The following is a 21,765-nucleotide window of genomic DNA, read 5'->3' as shown; positions in this document are numbered from 1 at the left end:
CCGCCCACACCCGTCACTCGGCGAGCGTGCGACGGGTGTGGGCGGCGATCTCGAGGTCCTCCCGAGCGGGGACCACGAGCGTGCGCACCGGCGCCGCTGCCCCGCTGATGTCGGCCTCCCCGGTACACGCCTCGTTGGCCTTCGTGTCCAGGGTCACGCCCAGATACCGCAGTCCACCGGCGGCCTCGGCCCGCACCCGGGCGTTGTGCTCCCCCACGCCGCCGGTGAACACCAGCACGTCGATCCCGCCGAGACTGCCCGTCATCGCCGCGATCTCGCGTCGCAGCCGGTGGACGTACACGTCGAACGCCAGCCGGCACGCCTCGTCACCGGAGTCCATTCCGGACATGATCTCGCGCATGTCGCCGGTTCCGCCGGACAGTCCCGCGAGACCGGACTCGCGCTCCAGCGCGTGCGACAGAAAGTCGGCGTCCATTCCCGCCTGTTGCTGCAACCACAGCACCAGGCCGGGATCGACGCTTCCGGTGCGGGTCGCCATCACCAGCCCCGCCAGTGGCGTGAAGCCCATCGTCGTGTCGACCGATCGGCCGCCCGCAACCGCCGCGAGTGACGCGCCGGCCCCGAGGTGGCAGGACACGATCCGCGGTTCCCGCTCCGGTGGCCTCGTCAGCTCAGCCGCCCTCCTGGTCACGTAGGCGTGCGACAGGCCGTGGAACCCGTACCGGCGCAGCCCCCACCGGCGATTCCATTCCGCGGGCAGCGCGTACGTGGCTGCCGCGTCCGGGATCGTCGTGTGGAACGCCGTGTCGAAGCACGCGACCGCCGGTGTGCCCGGCAGCACCTGCGCCACCGTATCGATCCCGGCCACGCCACGCGGCTGGTGCAGCGGGGCGAGATCGGCCAGGCCGCCGATCGCCTCGCGCACCTCGTCGTCGATCCGCACCGGTTCGCTGAACCGACGTCCGCCGTGGACGATGCGGTGCCCCACGGCATCGACCGAGGGCAGGCGGCGCACGAACCTCTCCAGTTCGGCCGTGTCGGCTCCGTCCCAGTTCTCGAGGGCCACGGCATCCACGACCTCGTCGGCGGCGTCGAGCAGCCGTAGCTTCAGGCTCGACGATCCGGCGTTGACCACCAGCACGTGCACCGGCGCTCCCGTCACGACTGCCAGACCCAGTCCCGCACCTCGGGCAGGTCGTCACCGTGCGCGCGGGTCCACGCGTCGTGGCGGGTGCGGGTGTCGACCATGTCCTGCCGCAGCCGCGCTGCCGGAACCCCGAGCTGGGGCACCCGGTCCAGCACATCGATGACCAGGCGGAACCGATCCATGTCGTTACGCACGACCATGTCGAACGGCGTGGTCGTCGTGCCTTCCTCCTTGTAGCCGCGGACGTGGATGTTCCGATGGTTGCGCCGCCGGTACGTCAACCGGTGGATCAGCCACGGATAGCCGTGATACGCCAGCAGCACGGGCCGGTCCGTCGTGAACAGCGCGTCGAACTCGGCGTCCGTCATGCCGTGCGGATGCTCGCTCGCCGGCTGCAGCCGCATCAGATCGACGATGTTGACCACCCGCACCGCCAACTCCGGCAGGCGCTCCCGCAGGATCGACGTCGCGGCCAGCACTTCCAGTGTCGGCGCGTCCCCTGCACACGCCATCACCACGTCCGGTTCCCTGCCGGCGTCCGAACTCGCCCACTCCCAGATGCCAGCGCCGCGGGCACAGTGCAGCACCGCCTCGTCGGCGTCCAGCCACTCCGGCGTCCGGTTCTTGCCCGCCACCACGACGTTGACGTAGTCGCGGCTGCGCAGGCAGTGGTCGGCCACCGACAGCAGCGTGTTCGTGTCGGGCGGCAGGTAGACGCGGATGATCTCGGCCTTCTTGTTCATCACGTGATCGATGAACCCGGGGTCCTGGTGCGAGAAGCCGTTGTGATCCTGCCGCCACACGTGCGAGGTCAACAGGTAGTTCAGCGATGCGACGGGCCTGCGCCAGTCGAGTCCCTTGCTCGTCTTCAGCCACTTCGCGTGCTGGTTGAACATCGAGTCCACGATGTGGATGAACGCCTCGTAGCAGGACAGCAGCCCGTGCCTGCCGGTGAGCAGGTACCCTTCGAGCAGGCCTTGGCACACGTGCTCGGACAGCATCTCGATGACGCGCCCGTCCCTGGCCAGGTTTTCGTCCGTGCCACGGAGCTCGCCGAGCCACTGTTTCGCGGTCCCGTCGTAGACCGCGTCGAGCCGGTTCGACGCCGTCTCGTCCGGGCCGAACAGGCGGAAATTCCGGTGATCGTCGTTGGCGCGCATCACGTCCCGCAACCAACGTCCCAGCACCCGTGTCGGCTCCGACATCGTCGACCCGGGCTTCGTCACCTCCGAGGCGTACTCGCGGAAATCGGGCAGTCGCAACGGTTTCAGCAGCAGTCCGCCGTTGGCGTGCGGGTTCGCCCCCATGCGGCGGCCGCCCGCCGGGACCTGCGCCACCAGCTCGGGACGGGGCGCACCACGCTCATCGAACAGCTCCGCCGGCCGATAAGACCGCAGCCACGACTCCAGTTGCTCCCGATGCCCGGCGTTCTCCCGCACCTCGGCCAGCGGGATCTGGTGCGAACGCCACGTGTCCTCGATCGGCATACCGTCCACTTCGATCGGACCTGTCCATCCCTTCGGGGTGCGCAGCACCAAGACAGGCCACTGTGGACGGCCGGTGAGTTCTCCTTCGCGTGCGCTGTGCTGGATGACGTCGATCTCGCCCATGATGCGGTCGATCGTGGCGGCCATCTCCCGGTGCATCGTGGCCGGCTCGTCACCGTCGACGTAGTACGGCACGTAACCGCAGCCGCGCAGCAGCGCGTCGAGCTCCTCGCGCGGGATACGGGCGAGAACCGCCGGATTGTCGATCTTGTACCCGTTGAGATGCAGGATCGGCAGCACTGCACCGTCGGTTGCGGGGTTGAGGAACTTGTTGATGTGCCAGCTGGTGGCCAGCGGCCCCGTCTCCGCCTCGCCGTCCCCGATCACACACGCGACCAGCAGGTCCGGGTTGTCCAGCACCGCACCGTAGGCGTGTGCCAGCGAGTAGCCGAGCTCTCCGCCCTCGTGGATCGAACCGGGCGTCTCCGCGGCCACGTGGCTCGGCATGCCACCGGGGAACGAGAACTCGCGGAACAGCCGGCGCATGCCTTCCTCATCCTGCCCGACGGCGGGATAGGCCTCCGAATAGGTACCTTCGAGCCAGCTGTTCGCCAGCAGGCCAGGACCGCCGTGGCCAGGGCCGATCACGTACATGACGTTGCGGTCGCGGCGCCGGATCATCCGGTTCAGGTGCGCGTAGACGAAATTCAGACCGGGGGTGGTGCCCCAGTGACCCAGCAACCGCGGCTTGAGGTGCTCGCCCCGCAGCGGCTCCCGTAGCAGCGGGTTGTCCAGCAGGTACAACTGCCCGACCGACAGATAGTTCGCCGCGCGCCAGTACGCATCGAGTGCGTGCAACTCGTCGTCGTGGAGCGGATGAACATCGGTCACGGTCGCCTGTCCGGCCATGTCGGATCCCCTCGTGTCCGGGTATTCCCACGTCGCCGTGGACTACCCGGACAGCGAGGCGACTCAATCCCGTGGTCGGTGGCGTGGCCCGATCGGAGGCCGTGATCGACCGGGCCGGGGACGGTCAGTCCTCGCCGCCCTCACCGTCGCCGTCGTCCTCGTCGCGGCCTTCGTCGCCGTACTGGCCGCCGCCGTCTTCCTCCTGCTGGTTGCCGTCGTCCTCGACCGGCTCGTCACAGGCGGCCACTCCACCGAGCGCACTCACCGCGGCCAATGCCGCGACCGTCTTCCTGATCCTCATACGGGTCAGCGTACGGACATCACGGGCGTTTCACACGACGCCGACCGCCGCGCACGAGGACGACTCCGGACCGGAGCGCGGTCCGCCCGGCACGGCAAATCTCACCCGGCACCGTCGCTTCGCCCGGTACGGCGATCTCACTCGGCGGCGCGGCGATCGACATGCCGCCCGAGCAGCTCACCGGCGTGACGGATGTGGTCCTGCATGGCCTTTCGCGCGGCCTCCGGATCTCGCGCGTGCAGCGCCTCGAGAATCGGATAGTGGTCGTCGACGGACGCCTGCACCCAGCCGTCGATCGTCTCGTAGTAGCGCGACGGCGTGTGCTTGACCGCCTGCCCGAGAAACCACGTCAGCTTGGGCGACCGACCCGCCATCGCCAGCAGGTGGTGGAACCGGTGGTTGAGGTCCTCGATCTCGTCGAGCCTGCCCTCGGCGAGCGCGTCGGCGAGGCCCCGCTGCAGCTCGTCGAGCCGGGCGAGGTCGTCGTCGGACAGCCGCGGTGCCGCGCGTGCCGCGAGCTCGCCTTCCAATTGCGCCTGCACCCAGAACAGGTCGCGGACGTCGTCCCCCGACAGCGGGGCGACCATGAACCCGCGCCGCGGTTCGAGCTGCAACAAGCCCTCGGCACGCAGCGTCAGCAGTCCCTCGCGGACCGGCGTGACGCTGATGCCGAGGTCGGCGGCGACCTGATCGAGCCGTACGAACTCGGGGAATCGCAACTGCCCGGACATGATGAGCTCGCGTACGTGCGCGGCGACCTGGTCGGGCAGGGACCGCTTTCCCCTGGTGCGTGACGTCGTGTTCGTCATGACCCGCCTCACTCACATCCGCCGAGGTTCGACCCTTCCCCAGATCATATATTTGGGCTATAAAAAATAGAAGGACGCCCGCCTGCACCGTTGGAGGTCGCGGACATGCCCGATGAGCCCATGCCGGTCGCGCCGTTGCCGGTCGCGCCGTTGCCGGTCGCGCCGTTGCCGGTCGCGCCCGAGCTCGTGGCACCCGAACTCGTCGCGCCCGTGCCCACGGCACGCAGGCTCGTCGCGCCGGTGCACACAGCACTCGAGCCTGCCGCCCTCATGTCCGCAGCGCCCGCGCCCGGTGCCCACGTCCGCCCCGTCGGCGCCGCCGGACCGCGGGCATGACGGCGCCCGGGCCTCCGACCTCTGCGGCCGACCCGCTCGCCGGACTCCGTGTCGTCGAATGCGCTAGCTTCGTGGCTGGGCCTTCGGGAGGCATGGCACTGGCCAGGCTCGGCGCCGACGTGCTACGGGTCGACCCGCCCGGCGGCGGAGGCGATTTCCACCGCTGGCCCGTCGACGATCGGGGCACGAGCCTGTACTGGGCCAGCCTCAACAAGGGCAAACGTTCGCTCGCCCTCGACTTCCGCGCCCCGGAAGGCCGCGAACTCCTCCTCGCGCTGGCCACCGATCCCGGCCCCGACGCCGGGATCTACCTCGACAACGTCGCGGGGCGCGCCCGGCTGACCTCGGACGAACTGTCCGCCCGTCGGGCCGACACGATCCACGTGCACGTCGAAGGAGCGGCGGGAGGCAAGCCCGGCGTCGACTACACGGTCAACGCCGCCGTCGGCGTTCCGGATCTCACGGGCCCGGCCGACCACCACGGTCCGGTCAACCATGCCCTGCCGGCCTGGGATTTCCTGTGCGGCCAGTACGCCGTGACGGCGATTCTCGCCGCGCTGCACCGTCGCACCCGCACCGGTGCGGGTGCGTCGTCGACGATCGCGCTGTCCGACGTGGCGCTGGCGGCCGTCGGCGACCTCGGCTGGCTCGCCGAGGCCCATCGGACGGGCCGCAGCCGCGAGCGCATCGGCAACCACACCTACGGCAGCTTCGGCGTCGACTTCCCCACTGCCGACGGCCGCCGGGTCATCGTCGTCGCGCTCACCGGCGGCCAGTGGACCGCGCTGTGCAGGGCCACCGGCACCACGGAGGTGTTCGCCGCGCTCGAACCCGCGCTCGGTGCCGACCTGTCGGACGAGTCCGATCGCTACCGGTTCCGCGAGACGATCGAGGCGATCCTGCGGCCGTGGTTCGCCGCGCGCCCCTACGACGAGGTCGCCGACCTGCTCGACGAGTCCCGCGTGCTGTGGGGTCCCTACCGGGACATGGCCGAGGCCACCCGGCTGGCGCTCGCCGACGCCACGTCCGTGGTACGGGAGATCGACCAGCCCGGCATCGGCCCGATGGCCGCCGCAGCCGGTCCCATCCGCACGGCGGGCGAAGCCCGCCCACCGCAATCCGCACCGGCGCTGGGCGCCGACACCGACGCGGTACTGAGCGAACGCCTCGGCCTCAGCCCTGCCGAGATCGGCAGGTTGCACGACGCCGGGCTCGTCGCGGGCCCCGCGTGATCCGTACGCCAGCATCCACAGAGAAGGGACACCGCCACCACATGGGTCTGCTCGACGGCAAGGTCGCCGTGATCACCGGCGCCGCACAAGGAATCGGCTTCGCCATCGCCGAACGATTCGTCGCCGACGGTGCGCGGGTGGTCGTCGGCGACGTCGACGACCAGGCGGCAACGGCCGCGGCGGAGAAGCTCGGCGGCTCCGCCGTCGCGACGGCCGTGCGCTGCGACGTCACCGCACCGGACGACGTCGACGCGCTCCTGGCCGCCGCCACCGACCGCTTCGGCGCGCTCGACGTCCTGGTCAACAACGCGGGCATCACCCGCGACGCCACGATGCGGACGATGACCGAGGAGCAGTTCGACCAGGTCATCGAGGTCCACCTGAAAGGCACGTGGAACGGCCTGCGGAAGGCCTCCGCCATCATGCGCGCGCAGCAGAGCGGCGCGATCGTCAACATCTCGTCGCTGTCCGGCAAGGTCGGCATGGCCGGCCAGACCAACTACTCGGCGGCCAAGGCGGGCATCGTCGGCATGAGCAAGGCGGCCGCCAAGGAGATGGCCCACCACGGCGTGCGGGTGAACGCGATCCAGCCGGGCCTGATCCGCTCGGCGATGACCGAGGCCATGCCCGAACACGTGTGGGATCACAAGATGGCCGAGATCCCCATGCAACGGGCCGGCGAGGTGTCCGAAGTGGCGAGCGTGGCGCTGTTCCTCGCCTCCGATCTGTCGTCCTACATGACCGGGACCGTGCTCGAGGTCACCGGTGGGAGGTTCATGTGATGAGCACCGGAACGACCCGTGAGGCCGTGATCTGCGAACCGGTCCGCACCCCGATCGGCCGGTTCGGTGGCGTCCTCCGTCCGCTGAGCGCCGCCGACCTCGGCGAGGTCGCACTGCGCGGTCTGCTGGAGCGCAGCGGCGTCGCCCCGGATGCGGTCGACGACGTCGTACTCGGCCACTGCTATCCGACCAGCGAAGCACCCGCGATCGGCCGCATGGTCGCGCTCAACTCCGGGCTGGGCGAGCACACCGGCGGCATGCAGATCGACCGCCGCTGCGGTTCCGGGCTGCAGGCGGTGCTGCAGGCCGCGATGCAGGTGCAGAGCGGGGCGAGCGACGTCGTCGTGGCCGGCGGCGCCGAGAGTATGAGCAACGTGGCGTTCTATTCCACCGAGATGCGCTGGGGCGTCAAGGGTGCCGGCGTGATGCTGGAGGACGGACTCGCCCGGGGCCGCATCACCGCGGGCGGCCGGAACCATCCCGTGCCGGGCGGGATGCTGGAGACCGCCGAGAACCTGCGCCGCGAATACTCGATCCCGCGCGAGGAGCAGGACCGGCTGGCCCTGACCTCCCACGAGCGCGCCGTGGCGGCGCAGCGGTCCGGCGTGTTCGCCGAGGAGATCGTGCCGGTGACCGTTCGCACCCGCAAGAGCGAGTCCGTTGTGGATACCGATGAGCACCCGCGCGCCGATGCCTCGCTCGAGACGTTGGGCGGACTGAAACCCGTGCTCGGCAAGCAGGACTCGGACGCGACCGTCACCGCGGGCAATGCCAGCGGACAGAACGATGCGGCCGCGATGTGCATCGTGACCCACCCGGACAAGGCCGCCGAGCTGGGCCTGCGCCCGCTGGTGCGGATCGTTTCGTGGGCCGTCGCCGGGGTGCCGCCCGAAACGATGGGCATCGGGCCGGTTCCGGCGTCACGGCAGGCGCTGGACCGCGCCGGCCTGGCACTGTCCGATATGGACCTCATCGAGCTCAACGAGGCGTTCGCCGCACAGGTGCTCGCGTGCACGCGCGAGTGGAACTTCGGGGCCGGCGATTTCGACCGCCTCAACGTCCACGGCTCCGGCATCTCGCTCGGCCATCCCGTCGGAGCGACCGGCACGCGGATCCTCGCCACCCTGGCCAGGGAAATGGACCGGCGCGAAGTGCGCTACGGCCTGGAAACGATGTGCATCGGCGGTGGTCAGGGCCTCGCCGCGGTCGTCGAACGCGTCACAGGCTGACACCCGCGGCTGGCATGCCACCCGGCCGGCCGCCCTCAGACCGACGCCCCGTCCGCCGGCCCGGCGGGCGGGGCGCGAACCCACACCGCTCCCTTGGAGGCCGCACAGCCATGGCCCGCTTGGCGCACACCGCAGGACTGTCCGATGTGCAGTCCGAGATCCTGGCGACGGTAAGGAAGTTCGTCGACAACGAGATCATCCCGCATGCACAGGAACTCGAGCACGGCGACACCTATCCCGCCGAGATCGTCGAGGGCATGAAGGAGATGGGGCTGTTCGGCATCACCATCCCTGAGGAGTACGGCGGGCTCGGCGAGTCACTGCTGACGTACGCGCTCGTCGTCGAGGAGATCGCGCGGGGCTGGATGAGCGTGTCGGGCGTGATCAACACCCACTTCATCGTGGCCCACATGATCGCCCGGCACGGCACCGAGACTCAGAAACGCCACTTCCTGCCGCGCATGGCCACCGGCGAGGTGCGGGGCGCGTTCTCGATGTCCGAACCCGGCCTCGGTTCCGACGTCGCCGCGATCAGCACGAAGGCCACCCTCGACAGTAATGGGGGCGCCTCCGCCAGTGGGGGCGTGGCCGGCGGGGGAGAGTACGTCATCGACGGCGCCAAGATGTGGCTCACCAACGGCGGCACGTCCACCCTCGTCGCACTGCTGGCCCGCACGGACGAGGGTGCCGACAGCCCGCACCGGAACCTGACGACCTTCCTCGTCGAGAAGCCGGAGGGCTACGGCGAGGTGCTGCCGGGGCTCACGATTCCCGGCAAGATCGACAAGATGGGCTACAAGGGCGTCGACACCACCGAGGCCGTGTTCGACGGCTTCCGTATCGGCTCCGACATGGTGCTCGGCGAAGCTCCCGGCCGGGGCTTCTCGTACATGATGGACGGCATCGAGGTCGGTCGCGTGAACGTCTCGGCTCGTGCGTGCGGCATCGCGATCCGTGCCTTCGAGCTGGCGATCGAGTACGCCCAGCAGCGCGAGACGTTCGGCAAGCCCATCGCCGAGCACCAGGCGATCTCGTTCAAGCTGGCCGAGATGGCCACGAAGGTCGAAGCCGCCCACCTGATGATGGTCAACGCCGCACGCCTCAAGGACTCCGGCGCACGCAACGACGTCGAAGCCGGCATGGCCAAGCTCATCGCCAGCGAGTACTGCGCCGAGGTCACCCAGGAGGCGTTCCGCATCCACGGCGGCTACGGCTATTCCACGGAGTACGAGATCGAACGCCTCATGCGCGAGGCGCCGTTCCTGCTCATCGGCGAGGGTACGAGCGAGATCCAGAAGACGATCATCAGCAAGGGCCTGCTCAAGGAGTATCGCCTCCGCAGCTGAGCCGCTCACATGGCAGCGCACCGGGTCACGTGAATCGCCACCGGGTCGGCAGGAACGTGCCCTCCATGGGAAACGCGAACGCCGTCTCCGGGGCGATCTCGAATACCGCGTACGGCGGCCCACCGGAGGTCGGCGCGCCGAACGGAGCGTCGAGCAGCTCCCCCGCGACCGTCGTCGGCCAGCCGTAGACCGCAGCGAAGGCATCCGATGTGCGCCGGAGCGTGTCCTCATCGGACACCCGTAGGCCACGACCCTCGACGATCACGTGCGCCGCGTCGACGTCGGTGGTGACCACGCACCGGCCGTCCGCGATGAGGTTCCTGCTCTTGCGTGTCGTGTCCTTCGAGCACACGTACACCCGGGACTCCGACCACACCGCGAACAGCGGAGCCACGTGCGGCGCCCCGTCGGGGCGCACGGTCGCGAGCCAACAGGACGCGTCGGTGTTGAGGCGGCGTTCGGCCTCGGCCCAGGACAGCGGTTCCAGCTCGGCCTGCGCGTCGAGCGCGGTCCCGCGGCCGACGGGTGGAATCGCCTCGACGACGGGATGTGCCTGCATCGTTCCTCCTCGGATCAGCTACCGCTGCAATTTTGCAAGCAGTTGTAGACTAGAGGTGACCGATGCAAGAACACAACCGGTTGGAGAATCGAAGCGGATGGCAGAGCCGGATCGGATGACCGCGTCTCCTCGTTCCCTGTGCCCGGTCAACCTGTCGCTGGAGGTCTTCGGGGACCGCTGGACGCTGCTGGTGCTCCGCGACATCGTCTTCGCCGGGAAGCGGCACTACCGTGAGCTGCTCACCTGCGACGAAGGCATCTCCACCAACATCCTCGCCGACCGGCTGAAACTACTGGTCCACCGCGGACTGCTCACCAGGAGCGACGACCCCGGACACAAACAGAAGGCGCTCTACAACCTGACCGAACGGGCCATCACGCTGGTGCCGGTGTTCGTCCAGATCGGGGTGTGGGGCAGGAGGCAGCTCGGAGCCGACGACGAGCTGAGCCGCTACGCCGAGGTCCTCGAAGACGGCGGCCCTCCGCTGTGGGAAAGCTTCATGGACGACCTCCGTGAGGCGCACCTGGGCGCGGCGGCACGCCACCACCCACCCGGACACGGCCCGTCGTTCGAACTCGCCGTCGAGCGGGCCCGTACGGGCAGTCGATCCACGGGCGGTGCGTGAGCGGAACCCCACTCGCCCCTGCCGACGACCGCCTCGCTCGCCGGTGACTCAGCCGGGCAATTCGACCACGGTCATCCCTGCGCCGGTGCCGGCCGTCGGCTCGTCCATCGCCTCCAGTGCGGCCGGTGCCTGCCGGAGGCCGATGGTCTCGCCGATCAGCTCCTCGGGGCGCAGCGTGCCGTCGGCGAGCATCGCGAGCAGCTGCGGGTAGTCGCGCGCCGGCATCCCGTGGGAACCATGCACCTCCAGCTCCTGCGCGGTGACGACGTCCATCGGGATCGGCGGGGTCGCCGCCTCCCCGAACAGCAGGCCGACCTGCACGTGCCTGCCGCGGCGGCGCAGACTCCGCACCGACGAGATGCACGTACCGGCCGAACCGAAGGCGTCCATCGACGCGTGCGCCCCGCCGCCGGTGAGCTCCCGCACGGCCGCCGCCGTCTCCGGAGCATCCGATCCAGCCGAGTTCACGACGGCCTGCGCACCGAGGCGGCGCGCGTTGTCGAGCGGCGAATCCGCGACGTCGACGGCGACCACCCGCGCGCCCAGCGCGACCCCGATCTGCACCGCCGACAGTCCCACGCCACCGCAGCCGTGCACCGCCAGCCAGTCCCCCGGCCCGACCCGACCGTGGACCATGACCGCGCGGAACGCCGTGGCGACCCTGCAGCCGAGCGAGGCGGCCGCCGTGAAACCCACGGTCTCGGGCAGTGGCACGAGATTGAGGTCGGCCGCGTGCAATGCCACGCGCTCGGCGTAGGAGCCCGGCCCGGTGAAGCCCGGCTGCGTCTGATGGGGGCAAACCTGCGCCTCACCGGCGGCGCAGTACTCACACCGCCCGCACCCGCACACGAACGGCACCGTCACCCGCGCGCCGGGCTGCCAGCGCGTGACGTCCACGCCGACCTCGGTGACGACACCGGCCAGTTCGTGTCCAGGGATCTGCGGCAACGGCACCTGCTCGTGCCCCTTCCAGGCGTGCCAGTCCGACCGGCACACGCCGGTGGCGCGCACGGCGACCACCACGCCGTCGGACGGGCACTCCGGCTCCGGGACATCGGTGAGCACGGGCGGTTCGCCGTAACCGGCGTAGACGACAGCCTGCATGCCGTCAGTCTGACCGCGGCGCCCCGGCGCATCACCCCCGGCCCGCCGCGAGTCGTGGACGGAGCCGGAGTCGGCCGCGCGGCCGGTCAGGCCCGTGGCAGCAGCACCACGCCGTCGTCGTCGGCGTACAGCGTGTCGCCGGGGTGGAAGGTGACGCCGCCGAACTCGACCGGGATGTCGACCTCGCCGACCCCGTCCTTGCTGCTCTTGCGCGGGTTCGTGCCGAGAGCCTGCACGCCCAGCGGCAACCCGCCCAGCACGGCCGAGTCCCGCACCGCGCCGTTGATGACCAGCCCGGCCCAGCCGTTGCGCACCGCGGCACCCGCGATCAGGTCACCGGTCAGTGCCGTGTGCAGCGACCCGCGGCCGTCGACCACGAGCACGCAGCCCTCGCCTTCCGAGTTCAGCAGCTGCTTGACCAGGCCGTTGTCCTGGTGACAGGACACCGTTCGCACCCTGCCGGAGAACTCCCGGTGCGAGCCGAACTGCCGGAACTGGGTATCGCACACGCGCAGCGCCTCGCCGTGTTCGTCGACGAGGTCTGCCGTACTCATCACGTCACTCACGCGGGACATCATGACCACCGGGTACGCACCCGGTCCGCCCGGGGAGGCGCACGCCACACAGGCGCGTGCCGGGCTCAGCGGTCGCCCGTCTCCCGATCCTCGTCGGCCACGGCCTTCCCCGAGGCCTCCCGCATCTCGATCAACTCGGTCACCCAGTCGCCCGTCTCGCGCGCGACGTCGCGCACCGCGCCGGTGATGATCCCGGCGATGTTGCCGACATGCGACGCCGCCTGCTCGGTGAGTACCTGCACCGTGTCCTTGCCCGCCTCGAATCGGCCGACCATGTCACCCTCCCTCGTCGTGTCTGCGTGCCTCAGGCCGCAGCAGGTGTCCGGTCGCGCTCGACTGTAGCCGGTTCGGGCTCGCGGTCCCCGCTGCCGGGAAGCGCGAACTTGACGATCTTCTTCGCCACCGACCACAGCTGCTTGTGCAGCGGTCCGGTGTGGTACGGCAGGCCGTACTTCTCGCAGATCGCCCGCACCTCGCCCGCGATCTGCGGGTACCGCCGCGCCGGGATGTCCGGGAACAGGTGGTGCTCGATCTGGTGCGAGAGGTTGCCGGAGAGGATGTGGAACAGCGAGCCGCCGGTGATGTTGGCCGAGCCGAGGATCTGCCGCAGGTACCACTGGCCGCGCGTCTCGCGTTCGGTCTCCTCCTCGGAGAAGCTCTCGACGTCGGCCGGGAAGTGGCCGCAGAAGATGATCCCGAACGCCCACAGGTTCCTGGCCAGGTTGGCCGCTGCGTTGCCCGCGAACGTCAGCGGCGCCAGCGGCCCGGTGAGCAGCGGGAACAGCACGTAGTCCTTGCCGATCTGCCTGCCCATCTTCCGGCCGATGCGGCGCCGCTCCTCGCTGAACTCCGACCACTTGCGCTCGCCCTTGAGGACCCGGTCGACCTCGAGGTCGTGGAGCATGACGCCCCACTGGAAGAAGATCGCCAGCAACGTCGCGTACACCGGGTTGCCGAGGTAGTACGGGTGCCATTTCTGCGCCGGGTCGATGCGCAGGATGCCGTAGCCGACGTCGCGGTCCTTGTCGACGATGTTGGTGTAGGTGTGGTGGATGTAGTTGTGCGAGTGCCGCCAGTTCTCGGCGGGCGCCACGTTGTCCCATTCGAACCGCTGCGAACTCAGCGCCGGGTCACGCGTCCAGTCGTACTGACCGTGCATGACGTTGTGGCCGATCTCCATGTTGTCGAGGATCTTCGCCAGCGACAGTGCGCCCACTCCCGCGAGCCAGGCGGGCGGGAAGAACCCGGCGTACATCAGCGCCCTTCCGGTGACCTCGAGGCCCCGCTGGGTCTTGATGACGTTCTGGATGTACTCGACGTCCTCGGCGCCGAGGTCGGCGACGACCCGCCGGCGCAGTTCGTCCATCTCGCGGCCGAACTCTTCGACCTGTTCCGGCGTGAGCCGGTCCTGCAAGCCCGTCATGAGGTGGCTCCTAACAGTCGATCTCGACGTCACCCACCGCGGCGGTGACGCACAGCTGGATTTCTTCGTCGTCCTCGGCCGATTCCTCGCCACCCGCGGTGCGCACGACGCCGGACACCTTGCGCTGGGTGCACGAGAAACAGATACCCATGCGGCAGCCGTGTTCCGGGGACAGGCCCGCGTCCTCGGCCTGTTCCAGCAGCGGCCGACCGTCGCTCACGATGTCCACCCCACTGCGCACGAAGCGGATGCGACCGCCCGCCTCGGACGCAGCGACCGTCAGTACCGGCGGCGCGAACTCCTCGGTGTGCAGGTGTTCACTGATCCCCGCGTCGGCGTAGTGCGCGCGCACCGCCTCCATCAGCGACGACGGCCCGCAGAGATACGTGGTGGCGCGGGCGAACCACGGTGCGACCCGGCGAAGGTGGTCGGCGTTGAAGTGCCCGTCGGTCGCCGTGTGCCGGACGTGGATGCGTACGCCCCGCCTGGCCGCGAGCTCGTCGAGTTCGTCGGCGTAGGGCACGTCGTCGGGGGTCCGCGCGTAGTACAGCAACGACACCTCGCCCGGGTGCCGTTCGTCGACCAGTGTCCGCAGCATCGACAACACCGGCGTGATGCCGCTTCCTCCCGCGATGAGCACGATCGATTCGGGCCGCGGTTCGGGCAACGCGAAGGTGCCGTCGGCCGGTGACAGCCCGAGCACCATGCCCACGTGCCCACGTTCGTGCAGGTGCCGGGAGACCAGTCCGCCCTCGTGCGCCTTGACGGTGAACTCGAGCTCGTCACCGCGATGCGCACTGCCGGCAGGCGAGTAACAGCGCGTACGCCGCACCCCGTCGATGTCGACGGTGACGCGGACGAACTGCCCCGCGGCGAAACCCCGCCACGCCCTGCTCGGGCGGACCGTCAGCGTGATCGAATCCCTGGTCGGCCTGCGCAGGGCCACGACCTCGCCGCGGATCTCGCTGCGTACCAGCATCGGGTCGATCAGTTCGAGGTAGCGGTCGACCCCGTGCGGCGTCAGCAGTTTCTCCGCCAGTGACGCGAGCGAGGCGGGCAGCGATCCCGGCCGGGTCGCCGCTCGCCGCACTGTGCGCATCGCCATTCCGCGCCTCCATTTTCAGTGAACGACTGTACACTCAATCTTGTAGGCGATCAGGTGGAGGCGCAAGGTGACCAGGGTCGATGTGAACGGGGTTACAGAACCGGCCGACGTATGCTCGACAGCCATGACGGCACCGGAGACCCGCAACGAGCGGAAGGAACGGACGCGGCGCGCACTGCTCGACGCGGCGCTGCGACAGGCGTCCGAGCGGGGATTCGCCGGGTTGAGCCTGCGGGAGATCGCCAAGCAGGCCGGTGTCGTGCCGACGGCGTTCTACCGTCATTTCGAGTCGATGGACGAACTGGGCGTCACGCTCGTCGAGGAGTCGATGCGCACGCTGCGGACGATGATCCGCGGAGCACGCAACGCGCCCGGTGGTTCGGCCGACCTCATCCGCGCATCGGTGCGAACTCTTTCGGAGCACGTGCGTTCACACGAGGAGCACTACTGGTTCCTGGTGCGGGAGCGCTACGGCGGCACCGGCGCGGTGCGCCAGACCATCGGCGTGGAGCTGAAACTCCTCGCGGGCGAACTGGCGGTGGACCTCGCACGCTTCGACGGCCTGCGCGACTGGTCGACCGACGACCTGCGCATGCTGGCCGACCTCATCGTGTCCGCGATGCTGGCGACCGTGCTCGACCTACTGGAAGCACGCCCCGGCTCGGAGGCCGAGATCACGGCCGAAGCCGAGCGGAAACTCCGCCTGATCTTTCTCGGCGTGCCGCACTGGCGCAGCAGCTGAGAGCACCGCGCTGATGCACGCGAGAAGCCCCCAAGGGCACTTTGGTTGCATTGAGTGCAACCAAAGTGCCCTTGGGGGCGCCGGTCAGGAGAAGCGGCGCAGCCGCAGGCTGTTCGTCACCACGAACACCGAGCTCAGTGCCATGGCGGCACCGGCGAGCATCGGATTGAGCAACCCGGCCGCCGCGAGCGGCAACGCGGCGACGTTGTAGCCGAACGCCCAGAACAGATTCCCCTGAATGGTCCGCAGGGTCCGGCGCGACAACCGGATGGAGTCGGCGGCCGCGGTCAGGTCGCCGCGCACGAGCGTCAGGTCGCCCGCCTCGATCGCGACGTCCGTGCCCGTTCCCATCGCCAGGCCGAGGTCGGCGCAGGCCAGTGCCGCGGCGTCGTTCACGCCGTCGCCGACCATGGCGACCACCCGGCCCTCGGACTGCAGCCGCTCCACGACGGCGACCTTGTCCTCGGGCAACACCTCGGCGATCACGTCCGCCGACTCGATGCCCACCTGCGTGGCGACAGCCCGCGCGACGGCGTCGTTGTCACCGGTCAGCAGTACCGGGCGCAAACCCAGCGACCGCATCCGCCGCACCGCTTCGGCCGACGTCGCCTTGACCTCATCACTGACGACGAGCACGGCACGTGCCTCGCCGTCCCAGCCCGCGATCACCGCGGTGCTGCCGTCGCGTTCCGCGGCTTCCTTCGCGGCCACGAGTTCGTCCGGCAGCGTCAGGCTCCATTCCCTGGCCAGCGCCTCCCTGCCGACGACGACGGCGTGACCGTCGACGACACCGTGCACCCCGAGGCCGTTCGTCGTGGCGAAGTCGCCGGCCTCCGGCACGTCGCCGAGTTCCCGTTCCGCCGCATCCGCGATCGCCCGGGCAATGGGGTGCTGTGAGGCGTTCTCGACGGCACCGGCGAGTCGCAACGCCTCGACGCGATCGGTGCCCTCGGCGACGTGCACCGCGCCGAGTGTCATCGTGCCGGTGGTGACGGTGCCCGTCTTGTCGAGCACGACGGTGTCCACCCGGCGCGTGGACTCCAGTACCTCGGGCCCCTTGATGAGGATCCCCAGCTGCGCGCCCCGGCCCGTACCGACGAGCAACGCCGTCGGCGTGGCCAGGCCCAACGCGCACGGGCAGGCGATGATCAGCACGGCGACGGCCGCGGTGAACGCCGCCTCGACGGCACCACCGGTGGCCAGCCAGCCGATCAGCGTGCCCACTGCCAGCACGATGACGATCGGCACGAACACCCCGGAGATGCGATCGGCGAGCCGCTGCACCTCCGCCTTACCCGCCTGGGCGTCCTCGACGAGCTTGGCCATCTGCGCCAGCCGCGTGTCCCCGCCGACGCGAGTCGCCTCGACCACGAGCCTGCCGCCCTGGTTGACGGTGGCCCCGACGACGGTGTCGCCCGCGGTGACCTCGACCGGCACCGACTCGCCGGTGAGCATGCTGGCATCGACCGCGGACACGCCGTCGACGACGACGCCGTCGGTCGCGATCTTCTCCCCCGGCCGCACGACGAACCGGTCGCCGACGCCGAGGTGGTCGACGGGGATGCGCTCCTCGCGACCGTCACGCAGGACGCCGACGTCCTTGACTCCCAGGTCCAGCAACGCCCGCAGCGCGGCACCGGCGCGGCGCTTCGCACGCGCCTCGAAGTACCGGCCTGCCAGCAGGAACATCGTGACGCCTGCCGCGACCTCGAGGTAGATGTTGGTGCTGCCGTCGCCGCGTTGGATCGTGAACTCGAAGGCGTGCGTCATACCGGGCATGCCCGCACCGCCGAAGAACAGTGCGTACAGCGACCACGCGAACGCAGCCGACACCCCCATCGACACCAGCGTGTCCATCGTCGCTGCGCCGTGCCGCAGGTTGACCAGCGCACTGCGGTGAAACGGCCACGCCGCCCACACCACGACCGGGGCCGCCAGCGCGAGCGAGGCCCACTGCCAGTTGTCGAACTGCAGCGGCGGCACCATCGCCAGCACGATCACCGGTACCGACAGCAGGATCGCGCCGATGAGGCGCTGCCGCAGCGATTCCGCCTCACGGTCCACGGGTTCGGCCGAGGCCGACCCGCCAGGCGCTCCCGTGGTGTCGGGCGTCTCCCTGACGGGTAGCACCGCTTCGTAGCCGGCGGCTTCGACCGTCTCGACCAGCCGGTCCGGCGATACCCCTTCGGGGTAGGACACGCGCGCCTTCTCGGTCGCGTAGTTCACCGACGCCGCGACACCGTCCAGCTTATTGAGCTTGCGTTCGATGCGGTTCGCACACGAGGCACACGTCATGCCACTGATCGCGAGCTCGATCTCGTGCTCCGCCGCCGGGTCCTGCCCGGCGGCCTCGACGCCCTCCGATGCCCGAGATCCGGCCGTCATCACCGCCTCCTTCACGGATCATCCATTGCCGACGTGCAGCCTCACGCAGCCAGCGTGTACCCGGCTTCCTCAACCGCCGACCGCACCGCCTCGTCGGCCACCTCGGCGTCACTGCTCACGGTGACGGCTCCGGTGTCGAGGTCGACGTTCACGGCACGCACGCCGTCGACCTCGCCGACCTCCTCGGTCACCGACGCCACGCAGTGCTGGCAGGTCATTCCGGTCACGGTGTAGGTCTTCTCGAACATCACGATCGCCTTCTCTTCAGAATCACCAATGGTTTTGCCGGTCACGAGCGCACGAGGCGGGCAATCGCCTCACTGGCCTCGCGAACCTTCTCGTCGGCCGTCTCGCCGCCTTCGGCGACGGCCTCCGCGACACAGTGCTTCAGGTGCTCGTCCAGCAGGCCCAGCGAGAGCGACTGGAGCGCCTTCGTAGCGGCCGAGACCTGCGTGAGGATGTCGATGCAGTACTCGTCGTCTTCGATCATCCGCTGCAACCCACGGATCTGCCCTTCGATCCGGCGTAGCCGCTTGAGATAGGCGTCCTTGTCGCCGCTGTAACCCCGCATGACATGCCTCCTTCGTTGTCGACACCATCATCATATACCCCCTACCCCTATAAGGCTAAGGTGGACCCCCGGGCTCGCGAGAAATCGCCTTGAGCGAACAAGGCTCAACTTTAGGAACAAGGCCTGCCGCAACTCCGTTGGACGAGATGGCAGGCCCGAGCCGCGGGCCTCGAGCCCGAGAAGGGATGAACGAGATGGCATTCCCGGTACTGCACACCCGCACGGCGCGCCCGCTGCGCACGTCGACCCCGACCTGGAGCCCGCTGCGCGAGCTCGACGAACTGCAGCGCCTGCTCGCCGGCGCCGCGAACGACAGGACACCGGCCTGGTCGCCGGCCGCCGACGTCCGCGAGACGGACGAGGCCTACACGGTCGAGATCGAACTGCCGGGAGTCAAGCGCGAGGACATCGCCGTCGACCTCACCGAAGGGACCCTGGCGGTCAGCGGCGAGATCGCCGAGCGGGAAGGGCACTTCCGCCGACGCACCCGCCGCACCGGCCAGTTCCGGTACGCCGTCACCCTCCCCGAGGGCGTCGATCCCGACCAGGTGAGCGCGGAGCTCGCCGAGGGAGTGCTGACCGTGCAGGTGCCGAAGCGCCCCGAGGACGCGACGCGCCGCATCGAGATCAAGTAACGACGAGTTCGGGCGGGCCGGAATCCGGAATGCCGGGTTCCGGCCCGGCCGCGTCGCCATTTCTGTGCCGTGACTCACATCGAATGTGGCATGTGTCCTCAATGGACTTTCGTGCTGGACCGTGCCGGTTTGGGAACCATGGCGCCGGGTATCTGCAGAATATGGTGCACATCCCGGAACAGCAGGAAAATGACAATGCGAACATGGCCGAACTCGCAGAGTCGGCACGGGCCGTCGGTATCTTCGCCACGGCCCACATGAGCAAAGCGGAACTGATCGAAGCGATCAGGCAACAGCGTGAAACGAACGCAGTCCTACGTGCCGACCCGCAACGCACCGACGAACCGGACGCCGACCGTCGGCCGTCCGCCACGAAACCGTCCGATCAGCCGCGGTCCGACCGGCAGCGCACCGGAAGGCGACGCGCCGGTGACCGCACCGATCAGCGCGCGGCTGCGCGGCGGCTGGCCGGCGGCATCACTGGGTGACGAGCGACCGGCTGGCGAGTTCGGCGGTGTGGAGTTCACGACCCAACTGAGCCGCCATGCGCTGCGCACGCGCCAGCGCGGCAGCCGCTTCGAACGTCGACTGTGCCAGCTCGCCGTAGGCCGTGTCCTCACCGACGTTGCCCGACCAGAGCTGCTGCTCGAGCCACGTGCCCGATTCGGGCAGGAACCGGGCGAGGTTCTCGGCGAGCTGCCGCAGCGAACTCAGCACTTCGTGCAGCTCCGCCTCGTGATCGGCCCGCGGGTGAGAGCCGCGGCGGGCGGCCCACTGCTGCAGGGTGCGCGTCGCGTCTTCAGCGCGGGCGGCCAGCACGCCGGGGTCGGCCGGGGCGCCCACGTTCGTCTGGTCGGCGTTGCCGGATGCGGTCATGGCGGTTCCCTACGGTCATGGCACAAAGCGCGGTGAAAACACGGGCATGAGAAACTCGGGGCCGGAAATATCTCCGGAGAATCCGAGCTCGCATCCACGTTAACGTCGGGTAGCCGGTGTTTCTGCCACGATGTGGCGAAGCTCAAGTTTTGCCGAGCTATCGTCGGCAAACCCGATTCCGGCGCGACTCGCCGACGAACGAAGATCGAATTCCGCTGAAACCGGATGACTCCCTCGGATTCGGATCAGCTCGGACCCGTGTCGTCCGGTCCGCCGCGGGCGAGTCGAGCGAGAACCTCGAGCGCTCCCGTGAGCACGGATTCGGGCGGTGCCGCCAACGCGAGCCGGACCGCGGACGGCGCATGTCCCTCGTCGACCGTGAACGACGCCGCCGGGCTGACCGCGATGCCGTGACGGGCCGCCGCGGCGACGAAGGTGTCCGCCCGCCACGGCTCGGGAAGCTCCCACCAGCAGTGATAGGCACGAGCATCGGCGCGGATCGCGAATCCGCCCAGTCGAGCACGCATCAGTTCCTGCCGCCAGGCCGCGTCCGCACGTTTTCCCCCGACGAGTTCGTCGAGCGTGCCGTCGACGATCCACCGCGTGGCCGCATCGAGGGCGAATCCGCTCGCGGCCCATCCCCCGCATCGCAACGCCCGCGCGACCTCGCCCCACAACTTCGGTGGCACGGCGACGAAGCCGAGGGTCAGCCCGGGGGCGATCCGTTTCGACAGGCTGTCCACGACGATCGTGTATTCCGGTATGTGGTCGGCCAACCGCGGTTCGTCACAGAGGAATGCGTTCACGCGGTCCTCGATCACCGGAACCCCGCGGTCGCGGACCACCTCGGCGAATGCCGTCCTCCGCTCCGCAGACATCGTCGATCCGAGCGGATTCTGCAACGCCGGCTGGACATACACGGCGTCGACCGCCGCCCGCTCGAGCGCATCGGGGCGAATGCCGTCCTCGTCGAGTTCGAGCGGTACGAGTGTGACGCCGCGATTCCTGGCGATCCCGCGGACGACCGGGTACGTCAGCGCCTCCACCCCGAGCCTGCCGCCCGCGGGCACGACGGCCGCGATGGCGGCGCCGATCGCCTGCCGACCGTTGCCGGCGAGCAGCACCTGGTCCGGGTCGACCTCTCCGAGCAAGCGGGCCACGGCCCGCCGCGCCTCGGCGGTACCGCCGACGGGGACCGGCGCCGACGCCGCGTCGAACGCATCCGGCCGGAGCGCGGCTGACAGGCTGCGGGTCAACATTTCCGACTGCCCCGGCAGCGACGGGAAGTTCAGTTCGAGATCCACTCCTGCCCGCGCCGGTTCCCCACCGGGCGGGTCGACGGGCGGTGCGGCGGCCCGGACGAACGTGCCCCTGCCGACCTCTCCGACGACGAGGCCGCGCCGCGTCAGCTCTGTGTACACGCGAGCGGCCGTCGACGTGGCGATGCGGCGGTCGCGCGCGAAGCGACGCTGCGGGGGCAGCTGCTCCCCCACACGCAACCGGCCCGCCGCGATGTCCGCGGCGACCCCGTCCGCGATGGCCCGATAGTCCTCGTCACTGGAACCGACCATGCTCGAACGATGAAGGAGAATTGCACCGATGTCAATGATTTTATTGCACCGATCA

At 69.6% G+C, this 21,765-nt stretch carries 24 protein-coding genes; 9 read left to right on the top strand and 15 right to left on the bottom strand.

Annotation, left to right across the window (positions count from 1 at the left end; genetic code table 11):
- Window positions 1-13: 13 nt before the first annotated feature.
- From LY40_RS10090 to LY40_RS10075, 4 genes are all read right to left on the bottom strand, one after another.
- A complete protein-coding gene (locus tag LY40_RS10090) occupies window positions 14-1,123 on the bottom strand; it encodes an acetate/propionate family kinase (protein WP_258936623.1) in 1,110 nt (369 codons plus the stop codon).
- Entirely contained in the window at window positions 1,120-3,504 is a 2,385-nt protein-coding gene (locus tag LY40_RS10085; RefSeq protein ID WP_258936622.1) for a phosphoketolase family protein, read from the bottom strand. Before LY40_RS10085 ends, LY40_RS10090 begins: the two co-directional genes overlap by 4 nt.
- A 124-nt stretch (window positions 3,505-3,628) precedes the next feature.
- Window positions 3,629-3,805, bottom strand: a complete 177-nt coding sequence (locus LY40_RS10080) for a hypothetical protein (RefSeq protein WP_183783764.1) — start codon at window positions 3,803-3,805, stop codon at window positions 3,629-3,631.
- 137 nt (window positions 3,806-3,942) lie between these two features.
- Window positions 3,943-4,614, bottom strand: a complete 672-nt coding sequence (locus LY40_RS10075; protein ID WP_183783762.1) for a GntR family transcriptional regulator — start codon at window positions 4,612-4,614, stop codon at window positions 3,943-3,945.
- 105 nt (window positions 4,615-4,719) lie between these two features.
- On the opposite strand from LY40_RS10075, the gene LY40_RS10070 reads away from it, so the two are divergent.
- From LY40_RS10070 to LY40_RS10050, 5 genes are all read left to right on the top strand, one after another.
- Entirely contained in the window at window positions 4,720-4,950 is a 231-nt protein-coding gene (locus tag LY40_RS10070) for a hypothetical protein (RefSeq protein ID WP_258936772.1), read from the top strand.
- Window positions 4,947-6,182, top strand: coding sequence for a CoA transferase (locus tag LY40_RS10065; protein WP_258936621.1), 1,236 nt, complete (start codon window positions 4,947-4,949; stop codon window positions 6,180-6,182). Before LY40_RS10070 ends, LY40_RS10065 begins: the two co-directional genes overlap by 4 nt.
- Before the next feature lie 41 nt (window positions 6,183-6,223).
- Window positions 6,224-6,964, top strand: coding sequence for a 3-oxoacyl-ACP reductase FabG (gene fabG, locus LY40_RS10060; protein WP_258936620.1), 741 nt, complete (start codon window positions 6,224-6,226; stop codon window positions 6,962-6,964).
- Window positions 6,964-8,193, top strand: a complete 1,230-nt coding sequence (locus LY40_RS10055; protein ID WP_183783754.1) for an acetyl-CoA C-acetyltransferase — start codon at window positions 6,964-6,966, stop codon at window positions 8,191-8,193. The genes fabG and LY40_RS10055 overlap by 1 nt, the downstream gene beginning before the upstream one ends.
- Before the next feature lie 110 nt (window positions 8,194-8,303).
- Window positions 8,304-9,539 (top strand): acyl-CoA dehydrogenase family protein, encoded by a 1,236-nt coding sequence (locus LY40_RS10050; protein ID WP_258936619.1) that lies wholly within the window; start codon window positions 8,304-8,306, stop codon window positions 9,537-9,539.
- Between the two features lie 25 nt (window positions 9,540-9,564).
- On the opposite strand, the gene LY40_RS10045 is transcribed toward LY40_RS10050, so the two are convergent.
- A complete protein-coding gene (locus tag LY40_RS10045; RefSeq protein WP_183783750.1) occupies window positions 9,565-10,098 on the bottom strand; it encodes a pyridoxamine 5'-phosphate oxidase family protein in 534 nt (177 codons plus the stop codon).
- Window positions 10,099-10,195: 97 nt separating this feature from the next.
- Here LY40_RS10045 and LY40_RS10040 point away from each other — a divergent pair, with 97 nt between their 5' ends.
- A complete protein-coding gene (locus tag LY40_RS10040) occupies window positions 10,196-10,723 on the top strand; it encodes a winged helix-turn-helix transcriptional regulator (RefSeq protein ID WP_228726034.1) in 528 nt (175 codons plus the stop codon).
- Window positions 10,724-10,771: 48 nt separating this feature from the next.
- On the opposite strand, the gene LY40_RS10035 is transcribed toward LY40_RS10040, so the two are convergent.
- From LY40_RS10035 to LY40_RS10015, 5 genes are all read right to left on the bottom strand, one after another.
- Window positions 10,772-11,827 carry a zinc-dependent alcohol dehydrogenase family protein gene (locus LY40_RS10035; protein ID WP_258936618.1) on the bottom strand — a complete coding sequence of 352 codons (1,056 nt, stop codon included), beginning with the start codon at window positions 11,825-11,827 and terminating at the stop codon, window positions 10,772-10,774.
- Between the two features lie 86 nt (window positions 11,828-11,913).
- Entirely contained in the window at window positions 11,914-12,381 is a 468-nt protein-coding gene (rraA, locus tag LY40_RS10030; RefSeq protein WP_228726429.1) for a ribonuclease E activity regulator RraA, read from the bottom strand.
- A gap of 86 nt (window positions 12,382-12,467) precedes the next feature.
- Window positions 12,468-12,677: a hypothetical protein gene (locus LY40_RS10025; RefSeq protein ID WP_183783746.1), complete on the bottom strand. Its 210-nt coding sequence runs from the start codon at window positions 12,675-12,677 to the stop codon at window positions 12,468-12,470.
- 29 nt (window positions 12,678-12,706) lie between these two features.
- The gene (locus tag LY40_RS10020) at window positions 12,707-13,825 is read right to left on the bottom strand and encodes a fatty acid desaturase family protein (protein WP_258936617.1); all 1,119 of its coding nucleotides are present in this window, start codon (window positions 13,823-13,825) and stop codon (window positions 12,707-12,709) included.
- 10 nt (window positions 13,826-13,835) lie between these two features.
- Entirely contained in the window at window positions 13,836-14,930 is a 1,095-nt protein-coding gene (locus tag LY40_RS10015) for a ferredoxin reductase (protein ID WP_258936616.1), read from the bottom strand.
- Window positions 14,931-15,054: 124 nt separating this feature from the next.
- On the opposite strand from LY40_RS10015, the gene LY40_RS10010 reads away from it, so the two are divergent.
- Complete coding sequence (locus LY40_RS10010; protein WP_183783742.1) at window positions 15,055-15,672, top strand: TetR family transcriptional regulator; 618 nt, start codon at window positions 15,055-15,057, stop codon at window positions 15,670-15,672.
- Window positions 15,673-15,756: 84 nt separating this feature from the next.
- On the opposite strand, the gene LY40_RS10005 is transcribed toward LY40_RS10010, so the two are convergent.
- The 3 genes from LY40_RS10005 to LY40_RS09995 are packed head-to-tail and all read right to left on the bottom strand — an operon-like array spanning window position 15,757 to window position 18,628.
- Entirely contained in the window at window positions 15,757-18,057 is a 2,301-nt protein-coding gene (locus LY40_RS10005; protein WP_372497752.1) for a heavy metal translocating P-type ATPase, read from the bottom strand.
- A 41-nt stretch (window positions 18,058-18,098) separates the two neighbouring features.
- The gene (locus LY40_RS10000) at window positions 18,099-18,305 is read right to left on the bottom strand and encodes a heavy-metal-associated domain-containing protein (RefSeq protein ID WP_183783737.1); all 207 of its coding nucleotides are present in this window, start codon (window positions 18,303-18,305) and stop codon (window positions 18,099-18,101) included.
- A 41-nt stretch (window positions 18,306-18,346) separates the two neighbouring features.
- A complete protein-coding gene (locus LY40_RS09995; RefSeq protein WP_183783735.1) occupies window positions 18,347-18,628 on the bottom strand; it encodes a metal-sensitive transcriptional regulator in 282 nt (93 codons plus the stop codon).
- Between the two features lie 194 nt (window positions 18,629-18,822).
- Between LY40_RS09995 and LY40_RS09990 the strand changes: the two genes are divergently transcribed.
- Both LY40_RS09990 and LY40_RS09985 read left to right on the top strand, forming a co-directional pair.
- Entirely contained in the window at window positions 18,823-19,263 is a 441-nt protein-coding gene (locus tag LY40_RS09990; protein WP_183783733.1) for an Hsp20/alpha crystallin family protein, read from the top strand.
- Between the two features lie 203 nt (window positions 19,264-19,466).
- Window positions 19,467-19,751: a hypothetical protein gene (locus tag LY40_RS09985; protein WP_258936615.1), complete on the top strand. Its 285-nt coding sequence runs from the start codon at window positions 19,467-19,469 to the stop codon at window positions 19,749-19,751.
- Here the strand turns inward: LY40_RS09985 and LY40_RS09980 are convergent.
- Window positions 19,741-20,139 (bottom strand): hypothetical protein, encoded by a 399-nt coding sequence (locus LY40_RS09980; RefSeq protein ID WP_183783729.1) that lies wholly within the window; start codon window positions 20,137-20,139, stop codon window positions 19,741-19,743. The two genes, LY40_RS09985 and LY40_RS09980, sit on opposite strands and share 11 nt — an antisense overlap.
- Window positions 20,140-20,384: 245 nt before the next feature.
- A complete protein-coding gene (locus LY40_RS09975) occupies window positions 20,385-21,710 on the bottom strand; it encodes an aminotransferase-like domain-containing protein (RefSeq protein ID WP_258936614.1) in 1,326 nt (441 codons plus the stop codon).
- Window positions 21,711-21,765: the final 55 nt, after the last annotated feature.

It is taken from the genome of Prauserella salsuginis, from assembly GCF_024648885.1.
In the GTDB taxonomy this organism is placed as follows: Bacteria; Actinomycetota; Actinomycetes; order Mycobacteriales; family Pseudonocardiaceae; genus Prauserella; species Prauserella salsuginis.
This window is presented reverse-complemented; position numbering and strand designations above follow the sequence as displayed.